Source organism: Nannocystis sp. RBIL2, from assembly GCF_026626745.1.
GTDB lineage: Bacteria > Myxococcota_A > Polyangia > Nannocystales > Nannocystaceae > Nannocystis.
On the sequence record NZ_JAPNJW010000001.1, the window covers coordinates 1866386 to 1880765 of the forward strand.

Consider the following 14380-nt stretch of genomic DNA (forward strand, 5'->3'; position numbering starts at 1 on the left):
ATCGCCCGCCCCGGCCGCGCAAGCGCCAGCGACCGGCTGCACACGAGAACACGTTTCTCGCCGACCAGGACGATCGACCGCCGCGCGCGCAGACTGTTCGCGCGCGCCGAGCCTCGCGCGAGCGCTCGGGTGCTCGCATCGCCCGCGAAGCCCGCCTCGGCCGCTCCACACCGCCGCGAACGATCGTCCGCTGGGGCCTCGTAGCGAGCAAACGTCCTCACCGTCGCCTCACCGTCGGCAGTCGCGAACGATCGCCGCGACCTCACCGCGAGAACACGTTCTCGCAGTGAGGTCGACCTACCCCGATCGGCCGCTCACGAGCCCGCGAAGAACTCGAGCGCGTCGACGTACTTGACCCCGAGCGAGCGCGCGAAGTCGCGGTCGCTGTCCATGTCGCCGACCATCACGACCCCCTCGCGCGCCAGGCCGTGGCGCTGGATCAGCGACACGCCGAGGCCGGGCAGCGGCTTGCGGCAGAAGCAGCCGGCCGGGAAGGCCGGGTGCGGGCAATACATCACCTCCGCCACCGGCAGGTCGAGCAGCGCGATCGTCCGCGCGAACGCGGCCTCGACCGCGTCCTTGCTGACCGTCCCGGACGACACCCCGCTCTGGTTCGACACGAAGAACAGCTTGTAGCCCTCGTCGACGAAGCGGCGCAGCACCTCGCGGCGGCCCGGCAGCAGCTCGACGTCCTCGGGGTCGCGCGGGAAGATCTCGCCGCTCTTCGTCTTGCGCAGCGTGCCGTCGACGTCCAGCAGCAGCCCCTTGCCGCTGAATTGCGGGTCGACGCGGCGGACGAACGGCACCTCCTCGACCACCCCGAAGCCCTCGTCGACGTGCGGCGCCTCGAAGCTCGCCGCCCACTTCGCCATCGCCGCCGGCGGCGGCAGGTTGGGGTCGTCCTTCGCCAGCTCCTTCAATTCGTCGGGCCCGAGCAGCTTGCCGTAGCGCTCGAGGATTCGCAGCACCACGTTCGTGTAGGCCTCGTCGATCGGCGTCGCCAGGAATCGGCAGCGCACCGGCACCCCGTGCGCGTGCGCCATCCGGATCACCGGGAACCGCGACACCCGGGTCGCGTACGTGTTGTCGAGCACCACCCGCCGCTGCCCCGCGGCCAGCAGCTCGCCGAGCTTCGGCACCAGGCCGTCGAGGTCGCCGCCGAGCAGGTCGCGGTTGAGCCGCGCGTAGCCGCGATCGAGGTAGCGGGCCACCTCCGACGATTTGCCGGCGCCCTGCACCCCCATCATGATCACCACCTCGGCCTCCTCGCCGGGGCCCTCGCCGGTCACCAGCACGCGCAGCCCGGCCGGCACCACCGGCGGCGCAGTGGCGGCCAGCGCCTCGGGCGTGGCCGCGAACGAGATCTTGCTCTCGAGGTCGGCGCGGTCGCTGGCGCCGAACGGCACCTTCAGCGCGCGCAGGCTCGACTCGACGCTGGCCCGCTTCGTCGCCCCGAACAGCGGCACCACCGGCGGCCCGAGGTCGAGCAGAGCCGCCAGCGCCGCCTCGTGCGGCGTGATCTTGTGGCGCGTCGCGATCGGCTTGACCGCCCGGTTCTTCAGCAGGTTGGCCGTCTTCGCGTGTCCGCCGAGCGGCCGGTGGGCCAGGAACGGAATGCCCATTTGTCGCGCCAGTGCCACCAATCCGTCGACCCCGCTGTTCCGGTCGATCACGCTGAGCTCGTTCTGGATCGCCTGCACCTTGAAGTGGCGCTCGGCCTGGCGCACCTCCGCGATCGACGTGTTCGACAGCCCGAGGTGCTCGATCTTCCCCTCCTTCTGCAGCTCGGCCAGCGCCGCCAGGCTCTCCTCGAGCGGCGTCTTCGGATCGTTGGCGTGCAGCAGCAGCATGAAGATCCGTTCGACCCCCAGCGCCTTGAGGCTGCCCTCGACCATCTTGCGCAGGTGCTCGCGGCGACCGTTCGGCACCCACTTGCCCTTCGGCCGCGCCAGCCCCGCCTTGGTGACCACGCGGACCTGCTCGCGCGGCCCGCTCCAGCCGCTCAGCGCCTTGCGCACGAGCTCCTCGCCGTAGTGCAGGTCCTTGTCGCCGAGCGCGTACGAGTCGGCGGTGTCGAGCAAGCGGATGCCCTGATCGAGCGCGAAGCGGACGACGTCGATCGCCTCCGCCTCGCTCGGTCGACCTTCCGTCGACAGCCGGAGGAGACCGAGCCCGAGCGGGACTTCGAGGGTACCGAGGACGCCATGGAGGGGGGTTGTGGTGCTCACGGGATCTCTGGCATAGCCCCGAGAGCGGGCCGGAATCAACCGCGAGCCCGTGAATTGTGCATACAAGCGGACCCGTCCGCGGCCGCGGTCGGCGCCGTGCGCCCGGGGACCTGCAGCCCGCCGGACTTGCCTCACTGCGGCGCAACCCTCGTGAGCGCAGCGCGGTCCACGATGGCCCGACCGTCCGCCTCGCGCCCTGACGGCCCGCGCTCGACCCCGACGCCTCCGCCGGTCCGGCGACGTCGGTCACCGGCACTCTCCTTCGCCGTCGGCCCCACCACGGGCACGCAGTCATCCGTGAGGTCGAGCTCGCGGCCGCGACAGGTATCCCCGCTCCGCACTCCGGCCGCTCGTCCTCCGACGCCCTCCCCGCGGCGACGCCCTCGTCGACTCTCGGACCGTCGCTCCACCACGCAGCGCCCGTCTTGAATTTTGGCGGTCCAGCCATTCGCCGCTTCGCGACACAATATATAGAATATGAAGCCTCGCATGATTCGCATCTCGCGTCCTCGGCGGCTCGGAGCGAACGCGATCGACGAATCAAGCCCCGCGCCGGCCACGAAAGCCGAACACCAAGTACCGACTCCCGCGACCCCGATCGCCCAGCGTTCCGCCCATTAAAGGAGTCCGAAGCCGGCCTGGCACCATCGAGCCGGCGACCGCGCTCGGCCTCGCCCGCGCCGCGCGACTGTGACCGCCGGGCTGCGCGGGTCTGCGGCGCGGACGTACATGGCCCGAAGTTCAGGTGCACGCCAGCGGCGAGCGATCAAATCTCGACGCGCCGGGACTCATTCTCGAGTCCGACGCGTTCATGTCGGCCCCACGTTCGCGCCTGCGCCTGGCGGTCGCGGCGTGGGTCGCTCGTATCCAACCAGTCGATCGGAGTAAAAAACAGATGGCGAACACGAAGAACCGCGCGGCTCGTCGCGCGTACACCTGCGCGCTTGCGACGGCGCTGCATCTCTTGGCCACCGGCTGTGACGGTGGCTTGGAAGTCTCGATCAATATCACCAGTCCCTCGCCCGAGCCCCCTTGTGGGGACGGCGAGATCGGGCCTGGCGAGGAGTGTGACGACGGCGCCGCCAACGGCGACGACGCCGAATGCAAGCTCGATTGCACCCTCAATGTCTGCGGCGACGGCCACGTCGGCCCCGGCGAGGCCTGCGACGACGGCGACGCAGTCGACGACGACGAATGCAGCAACAGCTGCGTGGTCGGCCCGGCCTGCGGCGACGGCCACGTCGACCCCGGCGAGGCCTGCGACGACGGCAACGCAGTCGACGACGACGCCTGCAGCAACGCCTGCGTGCTCGCCAGCTGCGGCGACGGCGTCGTCCAGCCCGGCGAAGCCTGCGACGACGGCAACGCGGTCGACACCGACCTGTGCACCGCCGCCTGCCTCCCCGCCAGCTGCGGCGACGGTCACCTCCAGCCCGGCGAGGAATGCGACGACGGGGCCGCCAACGGCCCGGGCGCGCCCTGTCGCCCCGGCTGCGTCCTGGCGGTCTGCGGCGACGGCGACATCGGCCCCGGCGAGGCCTGCGACAACGGCCCGAGCAACGCCGACAACGCCGCCTGCAAGCTCGACTGCACTCCGGCCGCCTGCGGCGACGGCTTCATCGGTCCGATGGAGGGCTGCGACGACGGCAACGACATCGACGACGACGCCTGCACCAACGCGTGCATCGCCCCGCTGTGCGGCGACGGCGTCGTCCAGGCCAGCGAGGCCTGCGACGACGGCAACACCGACGACACCGACGCCTGCACCACCGCCTGCACCCTCGCCGCGTGCGGCGACGGCTTCGTCCAGGCCGGCGAGGCCTGCGACGACGGCTCGGACAACAGCGACGGCGGCGACTGTACCCTCGCCTGCGCGGTCGCTACCTGCGGCGACGGCCTCGTCCACGATCAGGGCAGCGGCGGCGAGCAGTGCGACGAGGGCCTCGCCAACGGCCCCGGTCACGCCTGCCTCGCCGGCTGCGTGCTCAACGTCTGCGGCGACGGCGACCTCGGCCCCGGCGAGGCCTGCGACGACGGCAACCTCGCCGGCGGCGACGGCTGCGGCCCGACGTGCGCCCACGAGGCCTGCGGCAACGAGATCGTCGACGTCGCCGAGCAGTGCGACGACGGCCAGGACGGCGATCCCGACGACGGCTGCACCGACGCGTGCATGCTGCCGATCTGCGGCGACGGCATCGTCCAGGCCAGCGAGGGCGAGCAGTGCGACGAGGGCCCCGGCAACAGCGACGGCGGCGACTGCACCAGCCAGTGCAAGCTCGCCACCTGCGGCGACGGCCTGGTCCAGCTCGCGGTCGAGCAGTGCGACGACGGTGCGGGCAACGCCAACACCCACGCCTGCAAGCTCGATTGCACCCTCGGCTACTGCGGCGACGGCTACGTCGGCCCCGGCGAGGCCTGCGACGACGCCGACGCCATCAACGACGACACCTGCAGCAACGCGTGCAAGCTGCCGACCTGCGGCGACGGCATCCAGCAAGCCAACGAGCCGTGCGACCTCGGGCTCCTCAACAGCAACAGCGGCGAATGCACCCTCGCCTGCACCCTCGCCGTCTGCGGCGACGGCTTCGTGCATGCGGGCGTCGAGCCCTGCGACGACGGCAACGCCAGCCAGACCGACGCCTGCCTCGGCGGCTGCGTCGCGGCCACCTGCGGCGACGGCTTCGTGCGCGCCGGCGTCGAGGCCTGCGACGACGGCAACAACCTCGACGGCGACCTGTGCAACGCCGACTGCGTGCGACCCAAGCGGGTGTTCATCACCAGCACCACTTTCAACGGCGGCCTCGGCAACACTCTGGGCGCCAAGAGCAGGTGCCAGGCGCGGGCCACCGCGGCCAACCTCGGCGGCACCTGGGACGCCTGGATCAGCTCCCCCGGCAGCAGCCCGGTGCTGCGCTTCGTCAAGTCGACCACCCATTACGCTCGCCTCGACGGCCAGGAGATCGCCCAGAGCTGGGCCGACCTGACCGACGGCAGCCTCGACGCGCCGATCAACATCGACGAATTCGGCGCCCTCGTGCCGCAGGCCAGCGTGTGGACCGGCACCTCGGCCAGCGGCACCGCCCTGGCCGACACGTGCAACAGCTGGTCCCTCACCGCGGCCACCTGGAAGGCCTACGAGGGCCGCAACGACGTCACCGACTTCAACTGGAGCGCGCGCTCGCTCGCCCTGAGCGCGAACTGCTCGATCCTGCAGCGCCTGTACTGCTTCGAGCAATGACCCCACCCGCGCCATCGACATCTCCGGAGATTTCACTGCCATGACCATGAAGATCCGTCCCAATCATTCCCTGCGCGCGGGCCTCCTCGCGGCCGGGCTGCAGCTCGCGGCCCCCGCCTGCGACAGCGCCCTCGACGTCGCGGTCGACATCAACGTCTCGTCGGCCGGCACCGCCGGCAGCGCCTGCGGCGACGACCACATCGACCCCGGCGAACAATGCGACGACGGCCCGCTCAACGGCCCTGGAAAGGCCTGCCTCGCCGACTGCCAGACCAACGTCTGCGGCGACGGCGACATCGGCCCCGGCGAGCAATGCGACGACGGCGACGACAACGGCCCGGGCGCCCCCTGCACCGATCAATGTCAGCCGGCGGCCTGCGGCGACGGCTTCGTCGGCCCGGGCGAGGCGTGCGACGACGGCAATGCGATCGACACCGATCTGTGCACCTCCGCCTGTGTCCCCGCCGCCTGCGGCGACGGCCTCCACCAGCCCGCCACCGGCGAGCAATGCGACGACGGCCCGGCCAACGGCCCAAATGCCGCCTGTCGCAGCAATTGCACGACGAACGTCTGCGGCGACGGCGACATCGGCCCCGGCGAGGCGTGCGACAACGGCCCGAGCAACGCCAACGACGCCGCCTGCAAGCTCGACTGCACCCTGAGCGTGTGCGGCGACGGCCACGTCGGCCCGATGGAGGGCTGCGACGACGGCAACGCGGTCGACCTCGACGCGTGCAGCAACACCTGCGTCGCCGCCACCTGCGGCGACGGCCTGGTCCAGGCCACCGAGGCCTGCGACGACGGCAATGCGAGCGACACCGACCTGTGCACCACCGCCTGCACCCCCGCCGCCTGCGGCGACGGCCACCTCCAGCCCGGCGAGGCCTGCGACGACGGCCTCGAGAACAGCAACGGCGGCGACTGTACCCTCGCCTGCGCCCTCGCGATTTGCGGCGACGGCCTCGTTCACGCTCAGGGCGGCGGCGACGAGCAATGCGACAAGGGCGCGGCCAACGGCCCCGGCCAGGCCTGCCTCGCCGATTGCAAGCACAACGTCTGCGGCGACGGCGACCTCGGCCCCGGCGAGGCCTGCGACGACGGCAACCTCGTCGGCGGCGACGGCTGCACCGCGGCCTGCAAGCTCGAGCAGTGCGGCAACTTGATCGTCGATCCGGGCGAGCAGTGCGACGACGGGGCCACCGGCAATCAGAACGACGCCTGCACCGACCTGTGCACCATCCCGGCGTGCGGCGACGGCTTCGTCCAGCCGTTTTGGGGCGAGCAATGCGACGCCGGCGCGGGCAACAGCGACAGCGGCGCATGCACGCTGGGCTGCAAGCTCGCGGTGTGCGGCGACGGCCTCTTGCGCCTCGACGTCGAGCAATGCGACGAGGGCGCGGGCAACGGCAACGACAAGCCCTGCAAGCTCGACTGCACCGGCGCAGTCTGCGGTGACGGCGTGGTCGGCCCCGGCGAGGCCTGCGACGACGCCGACGAGGACGACGACGACGAGTGCACCAGCGCGTGCAAGGCCATGACCTGCGGCGACGGCGTCGTCCAGGTCGGCGAGCAGTGCGACGACGGCCCGGCCAACGACAACGCCGGCGCTTGCACCCTCTTCTGCCTGCAAGCCAGCTGCGGCGACGGCTTCGTCCAGGCCGGCGAGGCCTGCGACGACGGCGACGACGACGACACCGACGCCTGCCGGAACGACTGCCAGGCGGCCGCCTGCGGCGACGGCGTGGTGTGGGTCGGCCACGAGCAGTGCGACGACACCAACGTCAGCAACGCCGACGCGTGCAAGAACGACTGCACCGTCCCGAAGCGCGTGTTCGTCACCGGCATCACCTACAACGGCAACCTCGGCGGCTCCGTCGGCGCCAAGGCCAAGTGCCAGGCCCGCGCCGAGGCGGCCGGCCTCGGCGGCACCTGGGACGCCTGGGTCAGCACCGCCAGCAACAGCCCGCTGACGCGCTTCGTCCAGTCGGCCGGCGGCTATCGTCGCCTCGACGGCGTGTTCGTGGTCGACAACTGGGCGGACCTGATCGACGGCACCCTCGACGCGCCCATCCACGTCAACGAGTTCGGCGGCCTCGTCGGCGCCCAGGGCGTGTGGACCAGCACCTTTCAAACCGGGACGGTGACCTCCCAACGTTGCAACAACTGGACCTCGGGCACCAACACCTACACCGCGATGGAGGGCCGGACCGACGCCGTCAACGCCGGCTGGACCTACAACGCCACCACGTGGCCGTGCGACCAGCAGCGCCGCCTGTACTGCTTCGAACAATGACCCCCCGCGATCCGAATCACAGGAGAATCGACATGACCCACCATCTCTTTCGTACTATCGGCATTCGCGCGGGCCTGCTCACCGGCGCGCTGCTGCTCGTGGCTCCCGGCTGCGACGCCGACGTCGGCGTCAACCTCGACGTCGAGCCCCCGAACCTCACGGGCGGCGGCAGCGGCGGCGGCAACGTGAGCGTGTGCGGCGACGGCCAGCTCGGCTACGGCGAGGAGTGCGATCACGGCGTGGCCAACGGCCCCGGCAACGTGTGCCGCACCAATTGCCTGCTCAACGTCTGCGGCGACTACGAGGTCGGCGCGGGCGAGGAGTGCGACCTCGGCCCCGGCAACGGCGACGACAAGGCCTGCACCTCGGTGTGCCTGCTCGCGGTGTGCGGCGACGGCCTGGTCGGCCCGGGCGAGCCGTGCGACGACGGCAACGGCGTCGACGGCGACGCCTGCACCAACGCCTGCACCCTCGCCACCTGCGGCGACGGCGTCGTCCAGGCGCCCGAGGCCTGCGACGACGGCAACGGCGTCGACGACGACGCCTGCAGCAACACCTGCGTCGCGGCGGTCTGCGGCGACGCCATCCTCCAGCCCGGCGCCGGCGAACAGTGCGACGACGGCCTCGCCAACGGCGCGAGCGCGGCCTGTCGCGGCAATTGCCAGCTCAACGTCTGCGGCGACGGCGACCACGGCCCCGGCGAACAGTGCGACAACGGGGCGAGCAACGCCGACGGCGCCGCCTGCAAGCTCGATTGCACGATCGGCGTGTGCGGCGACGGCCACGTCGGCCCCGGCGAGAGCTGCGACGACGCCAACGCGGTCAACAACGACGCGTGCAGCAATGCATGCACCGTCCCGACCTGCGGCGACGCCATCGTCCAGGCCACCGAGGCGTGCGACGACGGCAACGCCTCGAACCTCGACCATTGCACCAACGCCTGCACCGCCAAGGCCTGCGGCGACGGCTACGTCCAGCCGGGCGAGGGGTGCGACAAGGGCCCCGCGAACAGCAACGGCGGCTCCTGTACCCTCTCTTGCAAATCCGCCTACTGCGGCGACGGCCTCCTCTACAATACGGGCAGCGGCACCGAGCAATGCGACAACGGCGCCAACAACGGCCCGCAGAAGGCCTGCCTCAGCAATTGCAAGCTCAACGTCTGCGGCAACGGCGACCGCGGCCCGGGCGAGGCCTGCGACGACGGCAACCTCGTCAACGGTGACGGCTGCAGCTCCGTGTGCGCCATTGAGACGTGCGGCAACGGCACCGTCGATCCGGGCGAGCAGTGCGACGACGGCGTCGACCACGACCAGGACGACGGCTGCACCGATCTGTGCCGCTTCCCCGTGTGCGGCGACGGCTTCACCCAGCCGAGCCTCGGCGAGCAGTGCGACAGCAACAATCTCAACAGCGACAGCGGCGCGTGCACCCTGGATTGCAAGCAGGCCGTGTGCGGCGACGGCCACCTGTGGCTCGGCGTCGAGCACTGCGACGGCGGCGCGGACAACGGCGAGGACCAGCCCTGCAAGCCCGACTGCACCGGCGCCATCTGCGGCGACGGCTTCGTCGCCCCCGGCGAGCCGTGCGACGACGCCAACCTCGTCAACGAGGACGGCTGCACCAACGTCTGCAAGCTGCCGACCTGCGGCGACGGCTTCCTCCACCCCGGCGAGGCCTGCGACGAGGGCGCGGGCAACGACAACAGCGGCACCTGCACCCTCGCGTGCACGCTGCCGACCTGCGGCGACGGCTTCACCCAGCCCGGCGAAGGCTGCGACGACGCCAACCTCGTGCAGACCGACGATTGCCTGAACCACTGCCAGCTCCCCGCCTGCGGCGACGGCTACAAGTGGCTCGGGCACGAGGAGTGCGACGACGCCAACGCCGTCGCAGGCGACGGCTGCCACGAGTGCCAGGCCGCCACCCGCGTGTTCGTCACCAGCCTCACCTACGACGGCAACCTCGGCGGCCTCGAGGGCGCCGCGGCGAAGTGCCAGGCGCGGGCCACCGCGGCCGGCCTCGGCGGCACCTGGGACGTGTGGCTCAGCACCGACACCAGCGACCCGCTGACGCGCTTCGTGCCCAACGCCGCCGGTTACGTGCGACGCGACGGCGTGCTCATCGTCAACAACTTCGCCGACCTGCTCGACGGGACGCTCGACACCAACATCGGCAACACCGAAACCGGCACCATCCTCGGCTCCGGCGACGTGTGGACCGGCACGGACCCCTCCGGCATCGCCACCACCGCCACCTGCAGCAACTGGACGTCGAACAGCTCCGTCATCACCGGCGAGTACGGCCGCCTCGCCTCACTCGGCGCGACGTGGAGCGACAACGGCACGCCCGCCGCGTGCAACGGCCTCCGCCGGCTGTACTGCTTCGAGCAGTGAGAGAAAAGCGAATTCAGGTTAAGATTCCGAGCACTTACGAGTACTCGGAAGTGCGTCTCCCCGACGTCTCCAAGGCGTGGATCGCGCCAGCGCTGCCGCGGCGTCGATCGACGTAGTCGCTCGCGGTCTGCAGATCCTTGTGGCGGAGGTGGCTGGCGACCGCCGCCACCCCGCCACCACCCTCGGCGATCCGCGTGCCGCACGACTTGCGGAGGACGTGGGTGCCCCGCCAGGACAAGCCCGCGCGCTTCACCAGCGCCTCCATCCACGATTTGATGTTGTGCTCCCGGAAGTGACTCCCGCGGTTGTCGAGCACGAACGGGCCGCTCGCCGGAAAGCCGCGCAGGGTCTCGGTGAGACGCATCGTCAGGCCGACCTCGTCCTCGGTCCTGCCCTTGGGGAGGTCGACCTTGTTCCGCACGAGGTTGTGGCGGATGGTCATCAGCCCTCGCTTGAGATCGACGTCCGTCCACTTGAGCGCGAGAATCTCTCCGCGCCGGAGACCGCCGTCGAGACCGAGCAAGACGGCGACGACGAACATCGGCCCCATCGCTTGAGCCGCGGCGAGCAGGGCGACCTGCTCCTGGTCGTCGTAGGCGATCGCGGGCTTGCGCTTCCGGCGGGGAATCTCGAAGTCCACCGGCGTGCTCTTGATCTCGTTCTCGGCGATGGCCCGGTTGAACACCCAGCGGAGAGTCTTGAGCACCTCGCACATCGTGTTGTGCGACTCGCTGACCAGCGACTTCTTGATCGCGGTGATGTCCTTCGGCGTCACCTCGTCGAGCCGCCGGCGAGCCAGCACCGGCAGCAGGTACAGGCGCAGATGGACGTCGTAGTTCATCAGCGTGTTGGTCCCGAGCCGGTCGGCCTGGCACAGGTCGAGGAAGGTCTTGGCGAACTCCTCGAACGTCGGGGGCGGCGGCTTCTCGGGCTCGGGCTCGGGCGACCTTCTACCGCCGGGTCAAGGATGGCGACATCCCGTGCGTCCGAGGACCTCGATCGCCGGGCTACCCGCGTCTTGCCAGAGTCTATTTTTGCTCGTTGAGCTATCTGCAAGCGAAAATTCCCATGAATTCAGCGCGTCAGAGCGCACAGCTAGATCAACCTGGCAAGTAGTGGCTCCCGCATCATCGGCCATGGACAGCTTCCGGAGCTGCAGCAGAGAGCGACGACGCTATCTACGAGCGGCACCATCACGAGGACGACAGGCGTGGCGACGAGCAGAGCCCCGCCCGCGGGGGCACTCTCGGCGCTCAGCTCATGGCGGCCGACGTGACCCTGGAGCGTCGCCAAAACCATGTGGCAGTTTCTTGCCGCGTCCCTCAGCTCTGCGCCAGCGCATTCATGGCCGAACCGGACGTTCAGGGACGGGCCTGACGACCTGCTCCGGCGGCCGCCCGACACGGGTCTCGCGAGATCCTGAGAAATGCCGCCGAACGTCGTTCGGTCCCGCTCGAGTCTTGCACGGTAGCGTCTCGTTCGATAAGGTCGGGCCCGATGTACGCCTTCGGACGTGCCGCGCTCTCAGTCGTCGTTCTCTCCGCCGTCCTCCCGGGCCCAGCGGGTTGCGCCGACATCCCAGGCAAATGCATCACCGCTGTGTGCTGGGCCCCCGTCGATCCGAGTACCACTACCGATTCGACGACGGACACGACAACCGAGACCAGCACCGACTCCTCGACCACCGGCCCGGGTCTGTGTGGCAACGCGATGGTCGACCCCGGCGAGACCTGCGACGACGGCGAGGACTGCAGCGCTGGCGTGTGCAACTCCGACGAGTACACCGGCGAGAAGCACTGCAACGCGGCCTGCAACGGCCTCTATCCCGGCTGGTGCGGGCACGCCGGTCGAGTGCGGTGACGGCGTCCTCAACGCTGCGGCCGGTGAGACCTGCGATGACGGCTCCGACAACTCCGACGCCTACGACGACATGCCCGATCAACTCGCCTGCAACACCGCGTGCACGGGCAAAGCCCCCCACTGCGGCGACGGAGTCTGTCAGGAGTCGAACGAGGATACCACCTGCGCCGACTGCACCTGCGGCGACGACATCGTGAGCGCGCCTGAGACCTGCGACGAAGGCATGGCCACCCCGACCTGCGACGCGGACTGCACCGCGGTCGAGTGCGGCGACGGCCAACACAACCCCGCCGCCGGGGAGTCGTGCGACGACGGCAACATGGTCGATAACGACGGGTGCCGCAACAACTGCACGACGTGCGGCAACGGCATCCCGCAGATGGGCGAGGAGTGCGACGACGGCAACGCGATCGACGACGACGCGTGCAGCAACGACTGCGTCGAACCCCGCCTCGTCTTCGTCACGAGCGCAAAATTTGATGGAGGCCTCGGCGGCCTCGCCGGCGCCGACATAAAGTGCGGCACGGCCGGCATGACCGCCAACCCGAACCTCCCCGCCGACGCCTGGCGCGCCTGGCTCAGCGACGACACCGGCTCCCCCTCCACGCGCTTCGACACCGCCTTCACCGGCTGGTACCAACTCGTTGATGGCACTCCCGTCGCCAAGGGCTGGTCCGACCTCACCGACGGCGCCCTCCTCGCGGCCATCAATCTCACCGAGACCGCGGCGACTCCCGTGTCCCCCAAGAACGTCTGGTCCAACACGACTGCTGCCGGCGAGAAGGCGGGAGAGGTGCATTGTAGTAACTGGAGTTCAGCCGAGCTCGAGCCGAAGGGCCGCATCGGTGCCGTCACGGTGATGGACACCAACTGGACGGACCTGGACGGACAACGCTGTGGTCAACCCCTCCATTTGCGGCACTAGTCTCCACCTCTACTGCTTCCAGAACATGCCCTGACGCACGAATCTCGTCTATGCCCGCTCAAGCTCCAGCGCTTCTTCGACCCGTCTCCCTGGTCGCACTGCTAGCCTGCCTCCCTGGCTGCGGCGGTGACGGCCCCGGCGCCTCGGCGTGCGGCAGCGCGGCGTGCAGCGCGACGGACACGACGATGGACCCCAGCACCGACTCCTCGACCACCGGCCCGGGTCTGTGTGGCAACGCGATGGTCGACCCCGGCGAGACCTGCGACGACGGCGAGGACTGCGGCGCTGGCGTGTGCAACTCCGACGCGTACACCGGCGAGAAGCACTGCAACGCGGCCTGTACAGGCCTCTATCCCGAGTGGTGCGGGGACAAGGCGCTGCAGGCGACAGAGACGTGCGACGCGGGCGGCAACTCGGCGACGTGCGACGCCGACTGCACCCCCGTGGAGTGCGGAGACGGCCTCCTCAACGCTGCGGCCGGTGAGACCTGCGACGACGGCGACGACAACTCCGACGCTTACGACGATACCCCCGACCAGGTCGCCTGCAACACCGCGTGCACAGGCACAGCCCCCCACTGTGGCGACGGAGTCTGCCAGGAGTCGAACGAGGACACGACCTGCGCCGACTGCACCTGCGGCGACGGCATCACGAGCCCGCCCGAAACCTGTGACGAAGGCATGGCCACCCCGACCTGCGACGCGGACTGCACCGCGGTCGAGTGCGGCGACGGCCAACACAACCCCGCCGCCGGGGAGTCGTGCGACGACGGCAACATGATCGACAACGACGAGTGCCGTAACAACTGCACGACGTGCGGCAACGGCATCCCGCAGCCGGGCGAGGAGTGCGACGACGGCAACGCGATCGACGACGATGCGTGCAGCAACGAGTGTATCAAGCCTCGCCTCGTCTTCGTCACGTCGTCGGACTTCAAGGGCAACCTCGGCGGCCTCGCCGGCGCCGACATGAAGTGCGGCACGGCCGGCCTGACCGCCGACCCCAACCTCCCGGCCGCCGCCTGGCGCGCCTGGCTCAGCGACGACAGCGGCTCCCCCTCCACACGCTTCGACACCGCCTTCTCCGGCTGGTACAAGCTCGTCGACGGCACCCCCATCGCCAAGGGCTGGTCCGACCTCACCGACGGCACCCTCGCGGCCGCCATCAACCTCACCGAAACCGGCTCGACCCCTGTTGACCCGCTCAACGCCTGGTCCAACACGACTGCCGCCGGCGCGATGGCCGGCACCGAGCACTGCAACAGTTGGTCGAACTCGATGCTCGCCCCGAAAGGCCGCCTCGGCGACACCACCGCGACGAACACCGACTGGGCCAACCTGAACGACGCTGTACTCAACCCCTTCAGCTGCGGTACGTCCCTCCACCTCTATTGCTTCCAGAGCTCGCCGTGACCTCCCCAGGCCCAGCCTTTCACGCAAGAGC

8 protein-coding genes and 1 pseudogene are annotated in these 14380 nt (G+C 70.2%); 6 read left to right on the plus strand and 3 right to left on the minus strand.

The genetic code is table 11. From position 1 onward, the window contains the following. Window positions 1-314: 314 nt before the first annotated feature. Window positions 315-2228, minus strand: coding sequence for an aldo/keto reductase (locus OV090_RS07410; RefSeq protein ID WP_267702803.1), 1914 nt, complete (start codon window positions 2226-2228; stop codon window positions 315-317). An 895-nt stretch (window positions 2229-3123) separates the two neighbouring features. Here OV090_RS07410 and OV090_RS07415 point away from each other — a divergent pair. Genes OV090_RS07415 through OV090_RS07425 form a run of 3 tightly spaced genes read left to right on the plus strand, consistent with a single transcriptional unit; the run spans window position 3124 to window position 10152 of the window. Continuing rightward, window positions 3124-5466 carry a DUF4215 domain-containing protein gene (locus tag OV090_RS07415; RefSeq protein WP_267702804.1) on the plus strand — a complete coding sequence of 781 codons (2343 nt, stop codon included), beginning with the start codon at window positions 3124-3126 and terminating at the stop codon, window positions 5464-5466. Window positions 5467-5506: 40 nt separating this feature from the next. Continuing rightward, window positions 5507-7759 (plus strand): DUF4215 domain-containing protein, encoded by a 2253-nt coding sequence (locus OV090_RS07420; protein ID WP_267702805.1) that lies wholly within the window; start codon window positions 5507-5509, stop codon window positions 7757-7759. 32 nt (window positions 7760-7791) lie between these two features. Continuing rightward, window positions 7792-10152, plus strand: a complete 2361-nt coding sequence (locus OV090_RS07425) for a DUF4215 domain-containing protein (RefSeq protein WP_267702806.1) — start codon at window positions 7792-7794, stop codon at window positions 10150-10152. Between the two features lie 34 nt (window positions 10153-10186). Here the strand turns inward: OV090_RS07425 and OV090_RS07430 are convergent, their stop codons facing one another. Both OV090_RS07430 and OV090_RS07435 read right to left on the minus strand, forming a co-directional pair. Continuing rightward, window positions 10187-10867 (minus strand): site-specific integrase, encoded by a 681-nt coding sequence (locus OV090_RS07430; protein WP_346660386.1) that lies wholly within the window; start codon window positions 10865-10867, stop codon window positions 10187-10189. Window positions 10868-10903: 36 nt separating this feature from the next. Next, window positions 10904-11050: pseudogene (locus OV090_RS07435) on the minus strand (hypothetical protein); the annotation flags it as partial. Between the two features lie 701 nt (window positions 11051-11751). Here OV090_RS07435 and OV090_RS07440 point away from each other — a divergent pair. From OV090_RS07440 to OV090_RS07450, 3 genes are all read left to right on the plus strand, one after another. Then, on the plus strand, window positions 11752-12012 hold the full coding sequence (locus OV090_RS07440) for a hypothetical protein (RefSeq protein ID WP_267702807.1): 261 nt from the start codon (window positions 11752-11754) through the stop codon (window positions 12010-12012). Between the two features lie 70 nt (window positions 12013-12082). After that, window positions 12083-12937 (plus strand): hypothetical protein, encoded by an 855-nt coding sequence (locus tag OV090_RS07445; RefSeq protein ID WP_267702808.1) that lies wholly within the window; start codon window positions 12083-12085, stop codon window positions 12935-12937. Window positions 12938-13122: 185 nt separating this feature from the next. Beyond that, complete coding sequence (locus OV090_RS07450; protein ID WP_267702809.1) at window positions 13123-14349, plus strand: hypothetical protein; 1227 nt, start codon at window positions 13123-13125, stop codon at window positions 14347-14349. Window positions 14350-14380 lie beyond the last annotated feature (31 nt).

Excerpts from the sequence above, each read along its gene's own strand:
- OV090_RS07415 (WP_267702804.1), top strand. The coding sequence starts at position 3,124 with ATGGCGAACACGAAGAACCGCGCGGCTCGTCGCGCGTACACCTGCGCG.
- OV090_RS07420 (WP_267702805.1), top strand. The coding sequence starts at position 5,507 with ATGACCATGAAGATCCGTCCCAATCATTCCCTGCGCGCGGGCCTCCTC.
- OV090_RS07425 (WP_267702806.1), top strand. The coding sequence starts at position 7,792 with ATGACCCACCATCTCTTTCGTACTATCGGCATTCGCGCGGGCCTGCTC.
- OV090_RS07430 (WP_346660386.1), bottom strand. The coding sequence starts at position 10,867 with ATGTGCGAGGTGCTCAAGACTCTCCGCTGGGTGTTCAACCGGGCCATC.
- OV090_RS07445 (WP_267702808.1), top strand. The coding sequence starts at position 12,083 with ATGCCCGATCAACTCGCCTGCAACACCGCGTGCACGGGCAAAGCCCCC.
- OV090_RS07450 (WP_267702809.1), top strand. The coding sequence starts at position 13,123 with ATGGACCCCAGCACCGACTCCTCGACCACCGGCCCGGGTCTGTGTGGC.